Origin of the sequence: Acerihabitans sp. TG2 (assembly GCF_035013185.1) — a bacterium.
Lineage (GTDB): Bacteria > Pseudomonadota > Gammaproteobacteria > Enterobacterales > Enterobacteriaceae > Acerihabitans.
Genome location: NZ_JAYGJO010000029.1, coordinates 25718 through 48784 on the forward strand (window position 1 = coordinate 25718; position 23067 = coordinate 48784).

Below are 23067 nucleotides of genomic sequence, written 5' to 3' on the forward strand. Positions count from 1 at the left end.
GCGGCGTATTTTTTGTCTACTCGACAGATTTTTCGTACTATAACGCCATGGGGAATGACCCCTTTTTCGTTATCGAACGACGTGCGCGCAACCGACTTGCGACGTCGAATCACTGCAACGGGCGCTTAGCATGACAACGCAGGATGCCTGGTGGCGTACCGGGGTGATATACCAGATTTACCCAAAAAGCTTCCAGGACAGCACTGGCAATGGCTGCGGCGATTTAGCCGGCATCATCCGTCGCTTGGATTATCTGCACCAGCTGGGCGTAGATGCGCTGTGGCTCACCCCGATCTTTGTCTCCCCGCAAGTGGACAGCGGTTATGACGTTGCCGATTATTATGCCATTGACCCGGCGTACGGTACGCTTGCCGAGTTTGATCGACTGGTGGCCGCTGTCCATCAGCGCGGAATGCGTATTATTTTGGATATGGTGCTCAACCACAGCTCCACTGCCCACGCCTGGTTTCAGGCGGGTAGGACGCCCGGTAATCCCCATCGATCTTATTATTTCTGGCGCGACGGCAAAGATGCCGGCCCACCCAATAATTGGCAATCCAAGTTTGGCGGCAGCGCCTGGCGTCGTTCTGGGCCGGACGGTCAATATTACTTACACCTTTATTCGCGCGAACAAGCCGATCTGAATTGGGAGCAACCGGCGCTGCGCGCTGAGCTGAAAAACATTTGCCGCTACTGGGCCGAACGCGGCATCGACGGCCTGCGCCTCGACGTGATTAACGTCATATCAAAACACCCACGGCTACCCGACGCGCCGCTGGGCGATGGCCGACCATTTTATACCGACCGGCCACGGGTTCAGGATTTTTTGCGGGAAATGAACACGGAGGTTTTTTCGCCCTACGGATTGACGACGGTGGGTGAGATGTCCTCCACCTCCCTGGCCAAATGCCGGCACTATGCCAACCTTAATGGCAGTCAATTATCGATGGTCGCCCATTTCCATCATCTTAAGGTGGATTACCGTAACGGTGAAAAATGGGCCTTGGCCGCCCCGGATTATGTGCTACTCAAACAGATTTTCAACCGCTGGCAGCGCGGCATGCATAACCGTGCCTGGAACACCCTGTTTTGGTGTAACCACGACCAGCCGCGTATTGTCTCCCGCTTCGGTGATGAAGGCCCGCTGCGGGTGGTCTCGGCCAAAATGCTGGCGATGGCCTTGCATGGGATGCAGGGTACGCCATTTATCTATCAAGGTGAGGAACTGGGCATGACCAATCCCCATTTCACCCATATAGATCAATACCGGGACGTGGAGAGCCTGACCATGTACCACGAGGGCGTAGCACGAGGCGTTGATACCATCCGACTGCTGCACATTCTGGCCGCCCGATCCCGCGACAATGGCCGTACACCGATGCCATGGAAGGCCGGGGCGAACGCCGGTTTCAGCACCGGCACCCCGTGGATTGAGCGTGGCGACAATGCCGACAGCATCAATGCTCAAGCCGCGTTGGCGGACAAAACGTCAGTTTTTTATTGTTATCAGGAACTTATATTATTACGCAAAACCTTGCCAATCCTGGCGCAAGGCGATTATCGCGACCTGAGTCCAACCCATCCGGCACTGTGGCATTATCAACGTACCTGGCTCGGCCAGCACCTGTTGGTATTGGTGAATTTAAGCAACCAAGCCCAAGCATGGCAACCAGCCCATACCTATTGCGGCACTTGGCGGCGGCTGATAAGCAACTATTGTGATACGCCCGATCGGCCACACGCGTTAACGCTGCGCCCCTATGAGGCGGTTTATTGGCTGCACGCACCATAAGCACCTTGCGCCATGACCAGCCTCTTCAGAGCGTCACGCTATACACTAACCCGCGCCAAAATACCGCGAGAATCTCGATAAATATTTTTTTCTGCCACTCACATCGGCGATACAAAATTTAATGATTTATTTTCAGTAGCATAAATCATAACGCCCTCTTTTCCGCTTAAAAAGCACCCTGTACAACACTTCATCCGGGGGTGTTTTTTATTGAGCAAGGTCAAGTTTTGTTACTTTTCCATGGCCCATACTCTACATCTAGTAGTAAAATAAACTTTATCAAACTATATATAGTGTTTTTTCGCCTACCGATAGTTATCACACCCGTCGTCGTCACGATAGGGCATATCGGCAAGAGGGGCGAGACCTTAACCCACCCAAAGGAGTCCCATCGTGAAACCGGTAGTGATTAAACGAGACGGTTGTCAGGTTAATTTCGATGAAGAACGGATTTATCAGGCTATTTTACACGCGGCCCAAGCCGCCGGGGTGCAAGATGATGATTACTGCGCCACCGTCGCCGCCCTGGTGGGCCAGCAGATGAATTCGCGCTCCCATGTGGATATCCGCGATATTCAGGATGCTGTGGAAAACCAGCTGATGGCCGGTCCCCATAAGACCCTGGCCCGTCTGTACATCGAGTACCGTCACGATCGGGATGTTGCCCGTGAGCAGCGTGGCCGTCTTAACCAGGAAATTCGCGGACTGGTTGAGCAAAGCAATATGGCGCTGCTCAATGAAAACGCCAATAAAGACAGTAAGGTGATCCCCACTCAGCGTGATCTGCTGGCCGGCATCGTCGCCAAACATTATGCCCAGCAACATATCCTGCCTCGCGAGGTGGTACTGGCCCACGAACGTGGCGAAATTCATTACCATGATCTGGGTTACGCGCCTTTTTTCCCGATGTTCAACTGTATGTTGATCGATCTGGAAGGTATGCTGACCAAGGGTTTTAAAATGGGCAATGCAGAGATCGAGCCACCCCGCTCCATCTCCACCGCCACGGCGGTAACTGCACAGATTATCGCCCAGGTGGCCAGCCATATCTATGGCGGCACCACCATTAACCGTATTGATGAAGTCCTGGCGCCTTACGTCGCCGCCAGTTACGACAAGCACTGTAATACCGCCACACAGTGGAACATTGCCGATGCACAAGGGTATGCCCGCTCCCGCACGGAGAAAGAGTGTTATGACGCCTTCCAATCACTGGAATATGAAGTTAACACCTTGCATACCGCCAATGGACAAACGCCGTTTGTCACCTTTGGCTTTGGTCTGGGCACCAGCATGGAATCGCGCTTAATCCAACAGTCGATACTACGCAACCGGATTGCCGGCCTGGGTAAAAATCGCAAGACCGCCGTATTCCCGAAGCTGGTGTTCGCGATTCGCGACGGTTTGAACCACAAGGTCAACGATCCGAATTACGATATCAAGCAGTTGGCCCTGGAGTGCGCCAGTAAGCGTATGTACCCTGACATCCTGAACTACGATCAGGTGGTCAAGGTGACCGGCTCGTTCAAAACCCCCATGGGCTGTCGCAGTTTCCTTGGTGTTTACGAGGAAAACGGTCAGCAGATCCTTGAAGGCCGCAATAATTTGGGTGTTATCAGCCTGAACCTGCCGCGTATCGCCCTGGAAGCTAAACGGGATGAAACTCGCTTTTGGCAACTGTTGGATGAGCGTCTGGTCTTGGCCAAAAAAGCCTTGATGACCCGCATTGCCAGGCTCGACGGTGTTAAAGCCCGGGTCGCGCCCATTTTGTATATGGAAGGGGCTTGCGGCGTGCGCTTAAAAGCCGACGACGATGTCGCGGAAATCTTCAAACATGGCCGGGCGTCGATCTCGCTGGGTTATATTGGGGTGCATGAAACCATTAATGCGCTATTCGGCGACCAGACTCATGTTTTTGATGATACGCGGTTGCGTGAAAAAGCTGTGGCGATTGTCGCCCATCTTAAGGCAGCCACCGATCGCTGGAAAGAAGAGACCGGCTACGGTTTCAGTCTCTACAGTACGCCAAGTGAAAACCTGTGCGATCGTTTTTGCCGTCTGGATACGGCAGAATTTGGTGTCATCGAGGGCGTCACCGACAAAGGCTACTACACCAATAGCTTCCATCTGGATGTGGAAAAGCAGGTAAACCCGTATGAAAAACTGGATTTTGAGGCGCCTTATCCGCCCCTTTCCAACGGCGGGTTTATTTGCTATGGCGAATACCCCAATCTGCAACATAACCTGAAAGCATTGGAAGACGTTTGGGATTATAGCTATACCAGGGTGCCTTATTACGGTACCAATATGCCGATTGACGAATGCTATGAATGTGGGTTTACCGGCGAATTTTCCTGCACCAGCAAAGGTTTTACCTGTCCGAAATGCGGTAACCACAACCCCGCCAAGGTGTCGGTCACCCGCCGGGTATGCGGTTATCTCGGCAGCCCCGATGCCCGCCCGTTTAACGCCGGTAAGCAAGAAGAGGTGAAACGACGGGTGAAACACCTGCCCAGCGGGCAATTGGGTTGATGATCTCATGAATTATCATCAGTATTACCCTGTAGATGTGATTAACGGTCGCGGTACGCGCTGCACGCTGTTTGTCGCTGGCTGCGAGCACCAATGCCCGGGCTGTTATAACAAAAGCACCTGGCGGGTGAATTCCGGCGTGCCTTTTACCCAGGCAATGGAAGACCAGATCATAAGCGATTTGCAGGACACGCGTATCCCGCGTCAGGGGTTGTCACTGTCGGGCGGTGACCCACTGCATCCGCAAAATGTGCCTAGCGTACTTCATTTGGTACGACGCATACACGATGAGTGCCCTGGCAAAGATATTTGGGTCTGGACCGGTTATACCCTGGCAGAGCTTAACGCCGCTCAACAAGAGGTGCTGGGGTTGATCCATGTCTTGATCGACGGCAAGTTTATGCAAGAATTACGCGACCCATCGCTTGTCTGGCGCGGCAGTAGCAATCAGGTGGTTCACCAGCTGCGTTGATTGCCGCAGGTAAAAAACAAAAGCCAGATCGTCCGCACAGTGTCCCCTGCAACGCCATGTCTGTTTCCTCGGCGTTGTAGGCTTAACCGCAAACCACACGTCAACCCTCTCAGGATTTGCCCTCACGTCAACGTTTTGCGTTAAAACATTGGCGAAGAAAAAAGGACGTTGACTTTATATCAGTTATGTAATAATCTCAACGCCAATTCAAGGATGATCGACAGTATGAACATTAACGCGCTAAAACCCGTGGTGTGGCTTGCCGGCAGCAAAAAAGCCTTGCAATCACTGCCTGATGATGTCGCGAAATCAATTGGTTATGCGCTTTATCTCGCCCAGTTGGGTATGAAAGCCGCTCAAGCAAAACCGTTAAAGGGCTTCTCAGGCGCAGGGGTCCTTGAAATCGTCGAGGATGATGGAGGTAATGCTTACCGCGCGATATACACCGTAAAATGTAAAGACGTCCTGTTTGTACTGCATTGCATGCAAAAAAAATCCAAATCAGGGATAGCAACCCCGAAGACGGATCTTGACCTTATAAAGTCTCGTCTCGGCATGGCCAGGAAAATTTATCAGGAGATGCATAATGACTCAACACCAGGCTGATTATGAAATCGGATCAGGTAACGTTTTTGCCGATTTAGACCTTGCTGATGCCAAAGAGCTACAGTTTAAGGCCGATATTGCAGCTCGAATCATCGGCACCATCGACCTGCTGGGATTAAACCAAACCGAAGCAGGCAAACGCATGAATCTGCCTCAGGCGCGGGTTTCCGCACTCTATAACGGCAAATTTTTTAATATCTCTGAAAAAAAGCTAATGGAATGCCTTAATCGCCTGGGCTATGACATTGAGATCAGCATTAAGCCCAGTAACCATAGCATCGGCCAGTTGACCTTTTCCGCTGCCTGAGCGGTTAACCCGATAGGCAAATAACCGGCAACCGGTTACATTGAGAGATTAATGTTGATGTGCATCAATAACGGAACCGGCCATTTCGCGTTTACTTAAGCCCGCCGGACAAGACCGGCGGCAAGCAAAAGAACCCGATGAGCTTACTCTAGTAAGTGATTCGAGTGAAAGAGTGCAGCCAACGCACCTGCGGTTCGAAAGATGACGGGTAGACCCTATAGCTTTCGAGTTGCAGGAAGGCGGTAAACGAAAGAACCCGATGAGCTTACTCTAGTAAGTGATTCGGGTGATAGCGCACAGCCAACGCACCTGCGGTTCGAAAGATGACGGGTAGGCCCTATAGCTTTCGAGTTGCAGGAAGGCGGCAAGCAAAAGAACCCGATGAGCTTACTCTAAAGTGATTCGGGTGATAGCGCACAGCCAACGCACCTGCGGTTCGAAAGATGACGGGTAGACCCTATAGCTTTCGAGTTGCAGGAAGGCGGCAAGCAAAAGAACCCGATGAGCTTACTCTAGTAAGTGATTCGGGTGAAAGAGTGCAGCCAACGCACCTGCGGTTCGAAAGATGACGGGTATATGAGGGATGTTGATTGTCGGCTAAACGGGTCACTGAATTCATGGTAAAACTACGCTGCCGCAGGCGGCGGGTATTTGCCTTGATTTTGTTATCCTTTTGGTTATTACTCAATACCCAGATGGCCCTCGCCAGCCATCAATGTTCGATGCCCATTACCGCGCTGCCGGCGACACTTGAACATACGCAGCGTATGTTGCATGACGACATGCCATCCCCACAGCAGATCGCTGCGCCCGGATTACTGTGCGATAAGCATTGCGTGCCGGATTCCGAGCAAAAAAACAGCCAGCATGCACCTTCTGTCGCCCTACCCAGCCACACTGACCTGCACATCGCCGAATGGCGAAATGAACCCCGTATCCAGGCCATCGCCTGGCTAGCACCGCCCATAGCAGGGCCTCCGGCAGAGATTCAGTTCTGCCGGTTCCGTTTATAGATCCTGACATAACGCCAAGGGTTGCCGCGCATGTTATGCCGCGGCAGTGGATGACTTATGTTCAGGAATTAACTTAATGCGCACTGTATTTTTTATTATCGTCTCAACGCTCTCCCTCTTTACCTTGCCCGCTCTGGCCGATGATATGGCCACCATGCCCAATATGCATCACCAAGGTGGCATGGGCGATATTGCCGACATGCACTCTGATGGCGGTATGATGACGCCGTCCAATACCACTGTCCCCAGCACCACAGAGGAATACCATTCCCAGGGCACCATCAAACGCTGGAATGCTCAGGGTGTGGCCATTGCCCACCACGCCGTGCCCTCTCTTAACTGGCCACCGATGACCATGACGTTCAGCCTGCCTCCAGCGCTGGCTGCCCATCCGCTGGCCAGCGGTACCGAGGTGGATTTCAGTTTCCACCAGGACGACCAGGGTTATTCGCTCACCGCCATCCATCCCATTCAGCCTTAAGCGAGGGTCTTATGTTAAAACCATGCTCCCTTCGGGCGTGGTTGGCCCTCATGCTGTTCATTTCCACCGCGACACCCGCGGCGCAAATGACGCTGGATGAGGCGCTGACCTTGGCCGAACATTATTCAGCGGATCTTTCCGCTAATCTCCATCAACGACAGGCGCTGGAAAACCAGGCGGATTCCGCCATGCAACTGCCCGATCCAAAGCTTAAGTTCGGTATCGATAATCTACCGGTAGACGGCAATAATGCCCGTCGATTCACCCGCGAGAACATGACCATGCAGCGTATTGGGTTGATGCAGGAGTATGTCAGCAGTACCAAACGCGAACGAAAAGCCGATGCCTTTCGCGCGCAAGCGGCCGCTACCGCCGCCGGTTATCAAAACCTGCGTGCCGGGCTGCAACGAGACACTGCCCAAGCTTGGTTGGAATTGGCGCTGGCTCAGAAAGCGGTGACGGCGGCGCAAAACGTAGTGGCGGAAAGCGAGCGGCAAATTGCCGTGCAGCGCGCGGCGGTAGCCGGCGGAGGCAGCGCTAGCGCAGTATTGGAGCGACGACTGGTGGTCATTGATATGCGAGATGCGTTAACCGACACCCAGCGGGATGTGGCGGTGGCGCAGGCGCGGTTAACCCAGTTGACGGGTGTTACACGCATTCAGACCGAGGGGCACCTACCGCATTTTGAACGTCTTCCGGCGGATCCGACGGTCTTGACCCAGGGTATTACCCAGCATCCAGAAATAGTGCAGGCCCGACGCGAGGCGCAAGTCTCCCAAGCGCGCGCCGCACAATCGGCAGTGGCAGCCATACCGGATGTCGGAATAGACGTCTATTACGGCAAGCGCGACGCCGGGCGAGATGATGTCGCCGGCATCATGTTTACCGTGGATTTACCCCTGTTCCAGTCGCAACGCCAGGATAAAGATCACTCAGCGGACCGGGCGCGAATCTTTGAAGCCAACGATCGACTGGCGTTGACGGTGCGCGACCATACCGCGCAACTCGATACGCTGGTGGCTCAATATCAGGCGGCGCAAACCCGTTGGTTAAGACAAAAGGATGAGGTTTTGCCGCTGCAAACGCAGCGGCTGCAATTGACCCAGGCACAGTACCGCAGTGGTAGCGCCACACTCACCGAGTTGTTGGCCGCCCGCCGCGCGCTACTGGCAAGTGAATTAAATGAAAACCGCGCAGCGCGGGAAGTGGCGCAAAACTGGGCCGCCATCCAATACCTTATCCCGCAGGAGAAAACCCTATGACCCGCTTAACAACCGGTACGGCTACCAAACGGGTCATAATCATCATCTTGGCCCTGGCCGCGCTGGCGGCCGCCTTTGTCGCCGGCTATGTTTTACGCCGTCCCACAAGCACACCATCGGCCACCAATGCAGCCCAGGCCGAGGGCGGCGCACGGCGGGTGCTCTACTGGTATGACCCGATGTCACCAAGTCAACGCTTTGATAAACCTGGAAAATCACCCTTTATGGACATGCCGCTGACGCCACGTTATGCCAATGAGGCCGGGTCGGATGATGGTGTGACCGTCAGTGCCCGCCAGCAACAGAATCTCGGTGTCCGCTTGGCCACGGCAGAACCACGCACCCTTAGTACACCTTTTGAGGCGTTCGGCACTGTGACGATCAACGACCGTGGGATACGGGTTATCCCGGCCCGCGCCAATGGTCTGGTGGAAAAGTTATATGTGCGCGCCGAGCAGCAGCAGGTCACCAAGGGCCAGCCGTTGGCCAGACTCTGGATCCCCGAATGGAGCGCCGCCCAACAGGAATATCTGGCGATACGCCATCTGGGCGATCCCTCGCTGAGCGCAGCTGCGCGGCAACGATTGCAACTGCTGTTTATGCCGGAAGATATTATCCACGGTATCGAAAAAACTGGCCGGCCACAAACGCGGATCGACATTCGTGCGCCTGAACAAGGATTTATCAGCCGATTGGCGGTGCGAGAAGGCAGTCAGGTCAGCGTGTCACAGGCGATGTTTGAGTTGTCTTCGCTCGATCCGGTCTGGGTTGTCGTGGATTATCCCGAATCCCAGGCCGGTGCCGTAGCGCAAGGCAGCGAGCTTGACGCCACCACGTCACGCTGGCCGGGTGAGCATTTTCACGGTCGCATTACAGAGATGTTGCCCGTATTGGACAACGCGACCCGGACCTATCGAGCACGCATTGCACTTGAGAATCCTGATCACCGGTTACAGCCCGGTATGTACGTTAATGTGCGTTTGGCCCACGCCACATCGGGTGAACCCGTACTGGCGATTCCTCTGGATGGCCTGATCCAGACCGGCAGCCAAAATACCGTGCTGCTGGCCAAGGGCGACGGGCATTTCACCCCGGTTAAGGTGACCGCCGGGCAGGAGTTCGGTGAGTGGGTTGAAATTCGCCAAGGCCTCTCTGCCGGGGATCGTATCGTGACATCCGGTCAGTTCTTGATTGATTCGGAAGCCAGCCTGCGCAGCGCCTTGCCGCAAATGGCCGGTGATACGGCAGACAGCACCCCATCGGGGGCACCCGGTCTGGGTGCATTACCTGCCCTTCAACCGCAGGAATACACGACTCAAGGGGTGATCGATGCGGTGCACGGCAATAGGGTAACCCTATCCCACCAGGCGGTGGCGAAGCTGAAATGGCCGCCGATGACCATGGATTTTACCCTGCCGGCCACGGGGCTACCTGACGGTATCACCGTCGGATCCCATATCATGTTCCATTTCACTCTCGATGATAATGGCGCGCAAATTACCCAAATGATGGGCCTAAGGAGCGCCAAATGATTGCCTTTATTATCCGCTGGTCGCTACGTAATCGGCTGTTGGTACTATTAGGCGCCGTCATGTTGGCTGCTTGGGGGGTATGGGCCCTGCAGCGGATGCCGGTGGATGCGTTGCCCGATTTGTCCGATGTACAGGTCATTATCCGTGTCAGCTATCCCGGCAAGGCCCCGCAAGTGGTGGAAGATCAGGTCACCTATCCCTTAACCACCACCATGCTGTCGGTTCCCGGTGCTACCACGGTGCGCGGGTTTTCGATGTTCGGCGATGCCTATGTTTATATTTTATTCGAGGACGGCACCGACCCCTACTGGGCACGCTCGCGGGTGCTGGAGTATCTCAGTCAGGTGCAATCAACCTTGCCGGCTGAGGCCCAGGCCAGCCTTGGCCCGGACGCCACCGGGGTTGGCTGGGTGTATGAGTATGCGCTGGTAGACAAGACCGGCCGCCATAGCCTGGCCGATCTGCGCGCCATCCAGGACTGGACGTTGAAGTTTGAACTGAAAACCGTGCCAAACGTTTCGGAAGTGGCCAGCGTCGGTGGCATGGTACGCCAATACCAGATTCTGCTTAAACCCGATCGCTTGCGCGCGCTGAATATTTCCCATCAGCAAATTATCGACGCAGTCAAACAGGCCAACCAGGAGGGCGGTGGTTCGGTTTTGGAAATGAGCGAAGCCGAATATATGGTGCGCGCCGCCGGGTATTTGAGAACACCAGCGGATTTCGAACATATCGTGATTGCCTCTCGTGGCGGTATCCCGATATTGCTTGCCGATGTGGCAAGCGTAAGGCTCGGACCGGAAATGCGGCGCGGCGTGGCGGAGCTCAACGGTGAGGGCGAGGTTGCCGGCGGCATTGTTGTAATGCGTTATGGTAAAAATGCCCTGGAAACCATTAATGGCGTAAAACAAAAACTCGACCAACTCCGTCGCAGCTTACCACCCGGGGTTGAGATCGTGCCGGTCTACGATCGATCTACGCTTATCAAACAGGCAATGACCACGCTGTCACACAAACTGGTGGAAGAGTTTATCGTGGTGGCCCTGGTCTGCAGCCTGTTTCTGTTTCATTTCCGCTCGGCGTTGGTGGCGATTATCACTCTGCCATTGGGTATTCTCGGTGCCTTTATCGTAATGCATTATCAGGGGGTCAACGCCAATATTATGTCGCTGGGGGGGATTGCCATCGCCATCGGCGCCATGGTGGACGCGGCGATTGTCATGATTGAAAATATGCATAAGGTCCTGGAACGATGGCGACATGAGCACCCTGGACAAACGCCGGGGAGCGAAGATTATTGGCGGATTTCCGCCCAGGCGTCCATCGAAGTGGGGCCAGCGCTATTTTGCAGCCTGCTGATTATTACGCTGTCATTTATCCCGGTTTTCTCCTTAGAAGCGCAGGAGGGTAAAATGTTTGGCCCTCTGGCGTTTACTAAAACCTATGCCATGGCGATCTCTGCGGGTCTGGGTATTACGCTGGTACCGGTGCTGATGGGGTATTTTATTCGCGGCCGCATCCCCGATGAGCACGCCAATCCCATCAATCGGGGGTTGATCAGACTTTACCAACCCTTGCTGGAGCGTGTATTGGCCTGGCCGAAAACCACCTTGGCCTTATCTTTGGCACTGCTAATAGCAACCTTATTCCCCTTGAGCCGTTTGGGGACGGAATTTATGCCGGCGTTGGACGAAGGGGATCTGCTCTACATGCCTTCCACCCTACCGGGTATTTCCGCGCGCGAGGCGGCAAGACTGTTGCAGCAGACCGACCGCTTGATAAAAACCGTGCCGGAAGTCGCCACGGTGTTCGGTAAAGCGGGCCGGGCAGATTCCGCCACCGACCCGGCGGCATTGACCATGTTGGAGACCACTATTCACTTCAAGCCAAAGGAACAGTGGCGACCGGGCATGACCCCCGACAAGCTGGTACAGGAACTTGATCAGGCCGTGTCGTTACCGGGGGTGGCCAACGTGTGGGTACCACCGATTCGCAATCGGTTAGATATGCTGGCCACCGGGATCAAAAGCCCGGTGGGTATTAAGGTTAACGGCGATAATATCAATCAAATAGCGGCAGTGGCGCAGCACATCGAACGGGTGGTAAAAACCGTGCCGGGCGTCACATCTGCCCTGGCGGAGCGGCTGAATGGCGGCCGGTATATTGATATCAATATCGACCGGGTACGCGCAGCCCGTTATGGCGTATCGGTGGCGGAGTTGCAATCCATCGTGGCATCGGTGGTGGGTGGCGATAATATCGGTGAAACCATTGAAGGCCGGCAACGGTTTCCTATTAACCTACGTTATCCACGGGAGTTACGGGACTCCGTGCAAAAGTTACGGGATTTGCCGGTAGTGACCGCCAGCGGAGCACTGGTCACCTTGGCCGATCTGGCGGATGTTCGGGTCAGCGACGGCCCACCGATGCTCAAAAGTGAAAATGCCCGTTTGTCCGATTGGATCTATGTGGATTTACGCGGCCGGGATTTAAAATCGGCGGTGGAGGATATGCAGCGGGCAGTCGCCCAGCAAGTCAAGCTGCCGGAGGGCGTCTCGTTAAGTTGGTCCGGTCAATTTGAGTATCTCGAGCGGGCCAGTGCCAAGCTGAAAATTGTGCTGCCCTTTACCCTGGCAATCATCTTCATTCTACTGTACGTCACCTTTGGGCGGGTGCGGGACGCGTTGCTGATTATGGGTACCCTGCCCTTTGCATTGATTGGCGGCGTCTGGCTGCTGTATCTACTGCATTACAATTTGTCGGTGGCGGCAGCGGTGGGTTTTATCGCCCTGGCGGGCGTGGCGTCTGAGTTTGGGGTGATTATGGTGCTTTATCTCAATCATGCCATGGAGCACCAACGCACCGGTTCTGAACCATTAACCGAACAGCAAATGCTGGCAGCGATCCGCGAAGGGGCGGTACTGCGCGTCAGGCCCAAGGTAATGACGGTAGCAACCATCATGGCCGGGTTGTTACCTATTATGTGGGGCGGCGGCGTCGGATCGGAGGTGATGCAACGGATCGCGGCACCAATGATTGGCGGTATGGTCAGCGCACCGCTGCTCTCGATGTTGGTGATCCCGGCATTATACCGGCTGATGCACCGAAAGGGGTGATCAGGATGGCTCTCATGGATGAGAGCCACAGCCACCGCACGTTTTCTGCTATTAACTCGGCAGGATTGGCGTTTCCTGCAGGTTCAATAACTCTTTTTCGTACGCCATGGCTTTATCGCTATCAAACTGATTTTCCCACTTGGCAATCACCAGTACCGCTAACGAATTGCCCACCACATTTAGCGCGGTGCGCGCCATATCCAGGATCCGATCGACCCCGGCGATAAACGCCAGCCCCTCAAGAGGAATGCCCACACTACCCAACGTCGCCAGCAACACCACAAAAGAGACACCCGGTACGCCAGCAATGCCCTTTGAGGTCACCATCAGGGTCAGAACCAAGATAATTTCCTGGCCGATGGACAAATCGATTCCATATAACTGAGCAATAAAAATGGCGGCGATGCTTTGATAAAGGGTAGAGCCATCCAGATTAAACGAATAGCCGGTGGGCACAACAAAACTGGTGATGGAGCGTGGTGCGCCATAGGCCTCCATCTTTTCCATAATGCGTGGCAGTACGCTTTCCGAACTGGCGGTGGAATAGGCCAGAATCAGCTCCTCTTTGAGGATGCGAATCAGCGTCCAGATCCGAAAATGACACAACCGCGCCACCGTCCCCAACACCACAAAGGCGAAAAAAACGATCGCGGCATAAATCAACAGCACCAGCTTGGCCAACGGTATCAGGGAAGAAAAGCCAAAATTGGCCACCGTGACGGCAATCAGTGCGAACACCCCTACCGGGGCGTAACACATGATCATATGGGTGACCTTGAACATGGTCTCGGCGACCGCCTTAAACACATTAAGCAGCGGGGTCTTGGTTTCAGTAGGCAACGCCGCCAGGCCCAGGCCAAACAGCACGGAGAAGAAGATAATCGGCAGCATATCCCCACGCCCCATGGCGGCAAAGATGTTCGGCGGAATCAATGACAATAGAGTGCCTACCAATCCATGGTTACCGGTTTGAATCTGCTCGCTGGTTTTTTCATATTGGGAAATATCCACCACCGCCAGCGCCGACATGTCGATGCCATGCCCAGGCTGGAAAACATTGGCCAGGGTGATCCCCAACACAATCGCCAAGGTGGTAATAATCTCAAAATAAATAATGGTTTTCAGGCCCAGGCGCCCTAATTTTTTGGCGTCCCCAACGCCGGCGATGCCAACAATCAACGTAGAAATAACAATCGGCACCACGATCATTTTTATCAACCGGATAAAAATATCGCCGGCTGGCGATAAGATATTGCCGATCACCCATTCACGACTGTCGGCGTGATTATGCAAAATTGCACCGATACCGATCCCCAGGATCAGCGCTATCAGAATTTGCCAGGCAAGCTTAATTTTTAACTTTTTCATAACAACATCATTTTCCCGAGGTGATCCCGTCATGGCCCGACGCTGTTCGGACCTGGTAATAATTTAGCGTTTGGACACGTGCTCGCTACATACGGCGGCCGGTCTGTGTACAAGACCTTTATTTGGAGAGGTCACTCTGTACCATTTGAAAAAGCATCATTGCAAGTGCTGTTTTATATGCCTTTCGTCGTCATTTATCGTTTATTCACGGGAATATCGCACGAAGCATCACCAATTTACTGTAATATAAGGAGTAATAATATGTCACACCACATTATACAATGCACTGCGCGGGATTTTTTAACCTCATTATTTTTTTTCTCTGGCGTTTATTCGTATTCCTCAAACGCCTAAAAAGACATCATGCCACGGGCAACGGTTGCCGTAAAAATCGGCTAAACCTTGTCCTCAACGACACATTTTCATGCCTTAAGGCAAACCCACATTGAAGATACGTGATCTACTGCGCAAATAACAAACAAAGCCCTCAGCAGAGGTTTAATTAACCGGCGATTGACATAATATTAACAAATTCATGAGGGGAGGAAAATCATGAGCCATCCGCACACGTATCCGATTCCGGCCAACATTGCGCAGCACGCCCTTATTTCGAGGGAACAATATCAACAGATGTATCAACAGTCGGTAACCAACCCGGAGGCTTTTTGGGGCCAGCAGGGCAAAATCATCGATTGGATCACGCCATACAGTATTGTTAAAAATACATCCTTCGACCCCGGCCATGTGCGAATTCGCTGGTTCGAGGATGGAACATTAAACGTAGCCGCTAATTGTCTGGATCGGCATCTGGCAGAGCGTGGTGATCAAACCGCCATTATCTGGGAGGGGGATAACCCAGAGGAAAGCCAAACCTTAACCTACCGACAATTGCATCTGGCAGTCTGCCGTTTTGCCAATGTACTCACGACGCAAGGCATCGCTAAAGGTGATGTGGTGGCGATTTATATGCCAATGGTGCCAGAAGCGGCGGTGGCTATGCTGGCCTGCGCCCGCATCGGCGCCATTCATTCCGTCATTTTTGGCGGTTTCTCACCCGAAGCGATTGCCGGACGTATCGTTGATTCCAGCGCCAAAATGGTGATCACCGCCGATGAGGGCATTCGCGCCGGTCGCAAGATTCCGCTGAAAAAGAATATTGACGACGCGCTGAAACACCCGGCGGTAAACACCATACAACGGGTGATTGTATTTAAACGCACCGGTAAACAGATTGACTGGACCCCGGAGCGCGACCTCTGGTGGCATGAAGCCGTCGCCAGCGCCAAGGATGATTGTCCACCCACAGTGATGAACGCGGAAGATCCGCTGTTTATTCTCTATACCTCCGGCTCCACCGGCAAACCCAAAGGGGTACTGCATACCACGGGTGGGTATTTGGTCTACGCCGCCATGACCTTTAAATATGTCTTTGATTACCATCCGGGAGACGTGTATTGGTGCACCGCCGACGTGGGCTGGGTTACCGGCCACAGCTATTTGCTCTATGGTCCACTGGCTTGCGGCGCCATTACCCTGATGTTCGAGGGGGTGCCTAACTGGCCTGATGCCCGCCGGATGTCACAGGTGGTCGATAAACATCAGGTTAATATCCTTTACACTGCACCGACCGCCATCCGCGCGTTAATGGCTGAGGGCGACAAGGCCATCGAGGGTACCAGCCGGACATCTCTGCGGATTATGGGCTCGGTGGGCGAGCCCATAAACCCCGAAGCCTGGGAGTGGTATTACCATAAAATCGGCAATGCCAAGTGCCCGATTATGGATACCTGGTGGCAGACCGAAACCGGCGGGTTCATGATCACACCGTTGCCGGGCGCCACGCCGTTAAAAGCCGGCTCCGCGTCGCTGCCGTTTTTTGGCGTGCAGCCCGCACTGGTGGATAACACCGGCACGATGCAAGACGGTCCAGGAGAAGGTAATTTAGTGATTACCGATTCTTGGCCGGGCCAGGCGCGCACGTTGTTTGGCGATCATGACCGTTTTGAACAAACCTATTTTTCAACCTTTAAAGGCATGTATTTCACCGGCGACGGCGCGCGGCGTGACGAAGATGGCTATTACTGGATCACCGGACGGGTGGACGATGTACTGAATGTTTCAGGTCATCGTCTCGGCACCGCAGAAATCGAATCGGCGCTGGTCTCTCATCCCAAAATCGCCGAAGCCGCAGTGGTCGGCATCCCCCACAATATCAAAGGCCAGGCGATTTATGCTTATATCACGCTAAACCACGGTGAAATGCCTACTCCCGAGTTGTATAACGAGGTCCGTAGTTGGGTACGTAAAGAGATTGGCTCGATAGCCACCCCGGATATCCTTCACTGGACCGACTCGTTACCCAAAACCCGTTCCGGCAAAATTATGCGGCGTATTTTGCGCAAGATTGCCGCCGGCGATACCAGCAATCTTGGCGATACCTCGACCTTGGCCGATCCTGGCGTTGTTGAGAAACTGTTAGAAGAAAAAAACGCAATGCAGATATCGTCATAACCATTCGCCGCCTGCGGGCGGCATATTCCGATCGTCCCTTACCCTACTGGAGAATCCCTGATGAATGATGTCATTTATCAAAGGATCGCGAGTAACCCGCATTTCAAAGAACTGGTGGAAAAACGCCAGCATTTTGCGATGCTGCTCTCGTTGATTATGCTGGTGCTCTACTACGGCTTTATCATGCTTATCGCTTTCGCCCCAGGCTGGCTAGGCACACCGTTATATGCAGGAACCAGCGTCACCCGAGGTATTCCGCTGGGTATCGGGTTGATTGTGATCTCTTTCATTCTTACTGCGGTGTATGTCATTCGCGCCAACGGGGAATTCGAACGTATGACTCAGCAGTTGCTGCGGGAGGTCCGCTATAATGGCTAAACGTTCCCAAGCCTTAACCGGCCTGCTGCTCACCGTTCCGTTGCTGGCACAGGCGGCGGATCAACCGAGGCCGCTGAATATACAAGCGATCATCCTATTTGTGGTGTTTGTCGCGCTGACGCTGTATATCACTTATTGGGCGTCACTCAGGACGCGTTCACGCCGGGATTATTATACCGCCGGCGGCAAGATTACCGGCTTGCAGAACGGACTGGCCATCTCCGGTGATTTTATGTCGGCGGCTTCGTTTCTGGGTATCTCCGCGCTGGTCTATACCTCAGGCTATGACGGACTGATCTATTCTTTGGGCTTTTTGGTCGGCTGGCCGATTATCCTGTTTTTAATTGCCGAACGGTTACGCAACCTTGGCCGGTATACCTTTGCCGACGTGGCGTCCTATCGTTTGAAACAAAGACCGATTCGTACCTTATCCGCCTGCGGTTCCCTGGTGGTAGTGGCGCTGTATTTAATTGCTCAAATGGTGGGTGCCGGCAAGCTGATCCAATTGCTGTTTGGCCTCAATTACCATGTGGCGGTGGTCATGGTGGGGATCCTGATGGTGATGTACGTGCTGTTCGGCGGTATGCTCGCCACCACCTGGGTGCAAATCATCAAAGCGGTATTGCTGTTGGCTGGAGCCAGTTTCATGGCGCTGATGGTCATGAAAACCGTGCATTTCAGTTTCGATACCTTGTTTAGCGAAGCCATGAAAGTGCATAGCAAAGGGGCGTCAATCATGCGTCCTGGGGGATTGGTATCCGATCCTATCTCTGCACTCTCCCTGGGCCTGGCGCTGATGTTTGGCACCGCCGGCCTGCCACATATCCTGATGCGATTTTTCACCGTCAGTGATGCCAAAGAAGCACGTAAAAGCGTGCTCTACGCCACCGGTTTCATGGGGTATTTCTATTTCTTAACCTTTATCATCGGTTTCGGTGCCATTTTGCTGGTAGGCCCCAACCCTATCTTTAAAGACAGCAGCGGCGCGCTGTTAGGCGGCACCAACATGGCGGCGGTACATCTGGCCGACGCCGTGGGCGGTAACTTCTTCCTGGGCTTTATCTCGGCGGTGGCCTTCGCCACTATCCTGGCGGTAGTGGCCGGTTTGACTCTGGCCGGCGCCTCGGCGGTATCTCACGATCTCTATGCCAGCGTCATCAAAGAGGGCCGGGCCACCGAACGGGACGAGCTGCGGGTCTCCAAAATTACCGTGGTTATTTTGGGCATCGTGGCTATCGCGCTGGGGGTGCTGTTTGAAAAACAAAACATCGCTTTTATGGTGGGCCTGGCTTTCTCCATTGCCGCCAGTTGCAATTTCCCGATCATCCTGCTGTCGATGTACTGGTCGAAACTGACCACGCGTGGAGCCATGATCGGAGGATGGGCCGGACTGATCACGGCGGTAACCTTGATGATTCTTGGGCCGACCATCTGGGTTAAAGTATTAGGCCACGCCGCGCCCATTTACCCTTACGAATACCCGGCGCTATTCTCAATGTTGATGGCATTTATTGGCATTTGGTTGTTCTCTATTACCGATCGCTCCGCGCAGGGCGACAAAGAACGTGGATTGTTCTTCGCGCAGTTTATCCGTTCACAAACCGGGGTACGGGAAGCGGTGGACACGGCTCGAGAAGCGCGGGAAAGCGCACAAGACGATTTGGAGAGTGCACAAAAAGCACAGTAACCCCCACGGGCTGGTATTTCAGGACAGGCCAATGCTGGCCGAAAGGCCAGCATTGGGTGGTTCTTGCAAGACGTCCGCATACAGACCAAAAGGCTGTGCGTTCAGTCGGTTATGGCCGGTTTACCACATGATGCGCCCAATCAGTGGCGCTACCAGCACGGTCAACACGCCGGATAGCATCATCACCAGGCTGGATACTACGCCCTGTTTTCTGCCCATCTCATAGGCCCGCGCGGTACCGGCACCATGGGAGGATGCGCCCAGGCCGGCGCCCCTGGCCATTTTTCCCTGCACTGACAAGCGCAAAAACACAATATCGCCAATAGCCATGCCGAATACGCCGGTAATCACCACAAACAGCGCCACCAGATCCGGTTGGCCGCCCATCTGCTTTGCTGCCTCCAGGGCGAATGGTGTGGTAATAGAGCGCACCGCCAGGCTGCGTTGGATCACCTCCGGCAGTGCCAGCAGCCGTGCCAACCACACCGAACTGATCACCGCGACCAAGGTGGCGGTGATCACGCCGGCACTAAGAGACAACCAATGCTGACGAATTATCGACAAATTTTCATACACCGGCACCGCAAACGCAATGGTCGCCGGGCCCAGCAGCCACAGCAGCCAGTGGGTCTCCAGCAAATAGTGCTGGTAGGACACGTGGGTCACCGCCAACAATGCCACCAAAACCGCCGGAGTAAAAATCAGCGGCATTAACATCAAATGGTGATAACGGCGATATAGCGTTTTATTGGCGAAATACAAGATCAGCGTCACAAACAAACACAGCACACCAAGGATAATATCAACCATGATGGGGTTTCCTGCGCGCTAGCCACAACTCAAAACGATAAACCCGTTCTACCACCAGCCCGGTGGTCCCCAAGACCAAGGCGGTGCTGATGGCGATCACCAAAAATATTCGCCAGCCGTCCAGCATTAACAATTGGGTATAGTTAATCACCGCCACCACCGCCGGCACAAAAAACAACAACATCTCCGCCAATAACCAGCGCGCCCCCGCTGAAACCCATTGCACCGGCAGCAGGCCGGATAAAATCAGCGCTAATAATAAAAACATGCCGATAACGTTCGCCGGCAAGGGTAGATGGAAGCGTTCAACCAACCGTTGGGACACCATAAACAAGCCGATATACACGATCAACTGGGCCGGCAATTGACACTGAACCCTACGCAGCAGCATGTTCACGCGCCCTGACAACAACATGATTGGATCCTTTTTGAGGAAGTTTGAGGCTGCATTATAGGCGGCCCGGCAAACTTGCGGAAAATGAATTAATATCATGTGTATTATTACCAATAGGAATAGTTATGGACATCCGGACCCTGCGGTATTTTGTCGAGGTCGTCAGGCAACAAAGTTTTACCCGCGCCGCACAGACGCTGTTTGTTACCCAGCCGACCATTAGCAAAATGCTCAAACATTTAGAGGAAGAGCTGGATTGCTGCCTACTGGTGCGCGAAGGGCGTAAGTTGCGTCTGACCGACAGCGGCCAGGTGGTGTATAACCGGGGCATCACTATTCTGGATGAGTTCCGTCAGCTACAGGCGGAGTTGGAAGATATCGGCTCACTGAAAAAAGGCCTACTTCGGTTGGGCATCCCGCCCATGGTGGGGACCCAAATGGCAGATCTCATCCGCGACTTTCGCCACCTATACCCGGGCGTCGAACTGCAAATCGCCGAATTCGGCGGATTGACGGTCCAGCACGCGGTATTATCCGGCGAGCTGGATCTGGCGCTTACCGCGCTGACCGTGGATACCGAGGCCGATTTAACCGTGCAACCCTTGTTCAGCCATCCTTTATGCGCCGTAGTACCGCGTACTGCACCTTGGCTTAACCGCACATCGGTACCATTAGCTGAACTGGGCAGTTGGCCGATGTTGATCTATAACAAAGAGTTCGCGTTGTATCGACAATTACTGTCGGCATTCCAGGCCGTGGGGATCACGCCGCAAATCGCGGTGCGCAGCGGACAGTGGGATTTTCTGGCAGCCATGGTGGAAGCGGGTATCGGTATCGCCATCATGCCGGAGCCGATATGCCAGCGGCTGGATAAAAATCATCTGCTGTGGTTACCGGTAGCGCCGCTGATGATGTGGCAGTTGGGGCTTATCTGGCGCAAGGATCGTTATCTGCCCCACAGCGCCCAAGCCTGGATCGCTGCCTGCCGCGACCACTGGCCGCAGATGGCAGCACCTAACCTGCCGCTCGGCGGTCAGCAAAATCCGTCGTAAACCCTTGCCCTATGCGGACGGGGATCAGCCGTTATTCGCTTTCCACCAACAGCGCTTCCAGCAAATCAAGGTCGCGCAATAATTTGACCAAGGTTTCATTACTGATCTTTTGCTGTGCACGCAGGTGGTAATACTCGCCTCGCTCGGCACGCAGGGCATTGAGCCGCATACGACGCTCCAGATTTTCAATTAACAGCGCATTGCCCAGCCCGGCTTTGCCATCAATTCGCCGACGCAGATTGCCCACCACCCTAGAAGCGACTTCTGCCAGCAATTGGTCATCAATATTTTCCTCTTTATCGACGGCCAGACGTTCTTGCATCTTATGCAGACTTTCGATGGCTACCGCAGCGGCGGCGGCCCGGGCCATACGCTCTTCTCCGCGATGCGCCGTTTTATCCGAGACCTTGATACCGCGCAGCAATAACGGTAGCGCGATCACCCCGCAGATCAGCGAAAACAGGATGACACCGGCGGCAATAAACACCAATTGATAACGCGAGGGGAATGGTGTCCCGTCGCTCAATAGCAGTGGGATGGACAACACACCGGCCAGGGTTATCGCACCGCGTACGCCGGCAAATGAAGCCACGAGTATCTCACGGATACCGTAGTCGCCAAATACCATCGGCCGTTTCTTCAAAAAGCGCTGGCTGATTTTTTTCATCAACAACAACCAACAAAAACGCAGCAGCATGAGTGCTGCATAAATCACTACAATATCAACAAACAACATCCAGATTTGGATTGTGGGATCCCGCTCGGCCTGGGTCATTGAGGTTTCGATGATGTTGGGAAACTGCAGGCCCAACAGAATAAACACCATGCCGTTAAACACAAACTCCAGCATTGACCAGACACTGTTAGCCCGCAACCGCATCCCCAAGGGCGCATTACGGATAATGCCAGACTGGCCAATGGTCATACCGGAAGCCACCGCCGCCAGGATGCCGGAAACGCCCAGATGTTCGGCAATCAGATAGGATGCAAAGGGCAACAGTAACAACAGTACGGTCTGGGTAGCTGGGTCGTCGCCGCTCCAGCGGTTAATCAGGCGCAGAGACTTACTGTAGGCCCAGGTCACCGCAACGCCGGCCAACAACCCTCCGGCCGCCACTTTCACAAATTCAACAGACGCACCGCCCACGGTAAATACCATGGTACCCATGGCCACTGCGATGGCGAACTTGAGCGATACCAGACCGGACGCATCATTCATCAACGCCTCGCCCTGCAGAACGTCCATCAGATTTTTAGGAATTCGCCCTTCACCAACGATGCCCGACAGCGCCACCGCATCGGTGGGCGACAATACCGCCGCCAGCGCCAGCGCCGCCACCAGAGGGATGCCGGGGACCATCCAATAGATCAGATACCCCACGCCCGCCACGGTAATCAGCACCAAAACCAATGCCAGCGCCACAATTTCACCGCCGTGGCGTAAAAACTCCCGCGCCGGGGTTTTCCAACCGTCAGCGAACAGCAACGGCGGGATAAACAACACCATAAAGAGTTCAGGATTAAAATCCACATGCAGCCCGATTTGCGGCCAGGCCAGCAGTGCGCCCAGGGCAATCTGCATTAATGGCAGCGGGATCTGGAAAGGAAGGATACGCGTAATGACACCTGACAAGGATACAATCAGGATAAGAATCAATATGGTGAAAAAGATTTCCATGCTTGCCTTAGTCTTTAGCTCTGGTAAGGTCCACCGCCGGACCCCATTAACATCAAAGCCCGCAACGCGAGCTTTG

18 protein-coding genes are annotated in these 23067 nt (G+C 54.1%); 14 read left to right on the forward strand and 4 right to left on the reverse strand.

The genetic code is table 11. From position 1 onward, the window contains the following. Nucleotides 1–130 precede the first annotated feature (130 nt). The 10 genes from SJI19_RS20380 to SJI19_RS20425 all read left to right on the forward strand — a co-directional run bounded on the left by SJI19_RS20380 (nucleotide 131) and on the right by SJI19_RS20425 (nucleotide 13113). Entirely contained in the window at nucleotides 131–1792 is a 1662-nt protein-coding gene (locus SJI19_RS20380) for an alpha,alpha-phosphotrehalase (protein WP_323480097.1), read from the forward strand. A gap of 393 nt (nucleotides 1793–2185) precedes the next feature. Then, nucleotides 2186–4324, forward strand: coding sequence for an anaerobic ribonucleoside-triphosphate reductase (nrdD, locus tag SJI19_RS20385; protein WP_323480098.1), 2139 nt, complete (start codon nucleotides 2186–2188; stop codon nucleotides 4322–4324). Between the two features lie 7 nt (nucleotides 4325–4331). After that, the gene (nrdG, locus tag SJI19_RS20390; protein ID WP_323480099.1) at nucleotides 4332–4796 is read left to right on the forward strand and encodes an anaerobic ribonucleoside-triphosphate reductase-activating protein; all 465 of its coding nucleotides are present in this window, start codon (nucleotides 4332–4334) and stop codon (nucleotides 4794–4796) included. A gap of 225 nt (nucleotides 4797–5021) precedes the next feature. Continuing rightward, on the forward strand, nucleotides 5022–5402 hold the full coding sequence (locus SJI19_RS20395; protein ID WP_323480100.1) for a type II toxin-antitoxin system RelE/ParE family toxin: 381 nt from the start codon (nucleotides 5022–5024) through the stop codon (nucleotides 5400–5402). After that, a complete protein-coding gene (locus SJI19_RS20400) occupies nucleotides 5383–5709 on the forward strand; it encodes a helix-turn-helix transcriptional regulator (protein ID WP_323480101.1) in 327 nt (108 codons plus the stop codon). The genes SJI19_RS20395 and SJI19_RS20400 overlap by 20 nt, the downstream gene beginning before the upstream one ends. 590 nt (nucleotides 5710–6299) lie before the next feature. Beyond that, a complete protein-coding gene (locus SJI19_RS20405) occupies nucleotides 6300–6722 on the forward strand; it encodes a hypothetical protein (protein WP_323480102.1) in 423 nt (140 codons plus the stop codon). Nucleotides 6723–6798: 76 nt separating this feature from the next. Beyond that, nucleotides 6799–7203, forward strand: a complete 405-nt coding sequence (locus SJI19_RS20410) for a copper-binding protein (protein ID WP_323480103.1) — start codon at nucleotides 6799–6801, stop codon at nucleotides 7201–7203. Between the two features lie 11 nt (nucleotides 7204–7214). Beyond that, nucleotides 7215–8465 carry a TolC family protein gene (locus tag SJI19_RS20415; protein WP_323480104.1) on the forward strand — a complete coding sequence of 417 codons (1251 nt, stop codon included), beginning with the start codon at nucleotides 7215–7217 and terminating at the stop codon, nucleotides 8463–8465. Then, nucleotides 8462–9997 carry an efflux RND transporter periplasmic adaptor subunit gene (locus tag SJI19_RS20420; RefSeq protein ID WP_323480105.1) on the forward strand — a complete coding sequence of 512 codons (1536 nt, stop codon included), beginning with the start codon at nucleotides 8462–8464 and terminating at the stop codon, nucleotides 9995–9997. Before SJI19_RS20415 ends, SJI19_RS20420 begins: the two co-directional genes overlap by 4 nt. Then, entirely contained in the window at nucleotides 9994–13113 is a 3120-nt protein-coding gene (locus SJI19_RS20425) for an efflux RND transporter permease subunit (protein ID WP_323480106.1), read from the forward strand. Before SJI19_RS20420 ends, SJI19_RS20425 begins: the two co-directional genes overlap by 4 nt. Nucleotides 13114–13164: 51 nt before the next feature. On the opposite strand, the gene gltP is transcribed toward SJI19_RS20425, so the two are convergent. Next, nucleotides 13165–14481 (reverse strand): glutamate/aspartate:proton symporter GltP, encoded by a 1317-nt coding sequence (gene gltP, locus SJI19_RS20430; protein ID WP_323480107.1) that lies wholly within the window; start codon nucleotides 14479–14481, stop codon nucleotides 13165–13167. Nucleotides 14482–15033: 552 nt separating this feature from the next. On the opposite strand from gltP, the gene acs reads away from it, so the two are divergent. Genes acs through SJI19_RS20445 form a run of 3 tightly spaced genes read left to right on the forward strand, consistent with a single transcriptional unit; the run spans nucleotide 15034 to nucleotide 19057 of the window. After that, nucleotides 15034–16992, forward strand: coding sequence for an acetate--CoA ligase (gene acs, locus SJI19_RS20435; RefSeq protein WP_323480108.1), 1959 nt, complete (start codon nucleotides 15034–15036; stop codon nucleotides 16990–16992). 60 nt (nucleotides 16993–17052) lie between these two features. After that, on the forward strand, nucleotides 17053–17370 hold the full coding sequence (locus SJI19_RS20440; RefSeq protein WP_323480109.1) for a DUF485 domain-containing protein: 318 nt from the start codon (nucleotides 17053–17055) through the stop codon (nucleotides 17368–17370). Further along, nucleotides 17363–19057 (forward strand): cation acetate symporter, encoded by a 1695-nt coding sequence (locus SJI19_RS20445; protein WP_323480110.1) that lies wholly within the window; start codon nucleotides 17363–17365, stop codon nucleotides 19055–19057. Before SJI19_RS20440 ends, SJI19_RS20445 begins: the two co-directional genes overlap by 8 nt. Before the next feature lie 120 nt (nucleotides 19058–19177). On the opposite strand, the gene SJI19_RS20450 is transcribed toward SJI19_RS20445, so the two are convergent. Both SJI19_RS20450 and SJI19_RS20455 read right to left on the reverse strand, forming a co-directional pair. After that, a complete protein-coding gene (locus SJI19_RS20450) occupies nucleotides 19178–19867 on the reverse strand; it encodes an LrgB family protein (RefSeq protein ID WP_323480111.1) in 690 nt (229 codons plus the stop codon). Continuing rightward, nucleotides 19860–20195 (reverse strand): CidA/LrgA family protein, encoded by a 336-nt coding sequence (locus tag SJI19_RS20455; RefSeq protein ID WP_416347582.1) that lies wholly within the window; start codon nucleotides 20193–20195, stop codon nucleotides 19860–19862. The genes SJI19_RS20450 and SJI19_RS20455 overlap by 8 nt, the downstream gene beginning before the upstream one ends. 191 nt (nucleotides 20196–20386) lie before the next feature. Between SJI19_RS20455 and SJI19_RS20460 the strand changes: the two genes are divergently transcribed. Further along, a complete protein-coding gene (locus SJI19_RS20460; protein ID WP_323480113.1) occupies nucleotides 20387–21313 on the forward strand; it encodes a LysR family transcriptional regulator in 927 nt (308 codons plus the stop codon). A gap of 31 nt (nucleotides 21314–21344) precedes the next feature. Here SJI19_RS20460 and SJI19_RS20465 read toward each other — a convergent pair whose 3' ends face one another. Further along, on the reverse strand, nucleotides 21345–22991 hold the full coding sequence (locus SJI19_RS20465) for a Na+/H+ antiporter (protein WP_323480114.1): 1647 nt from the start codon (nucleotides 22989–22991) through the stop codon (nucleotides 21345–21347). Nucleotides 22992–23067 lie beyond the last annotated feature (76 nt).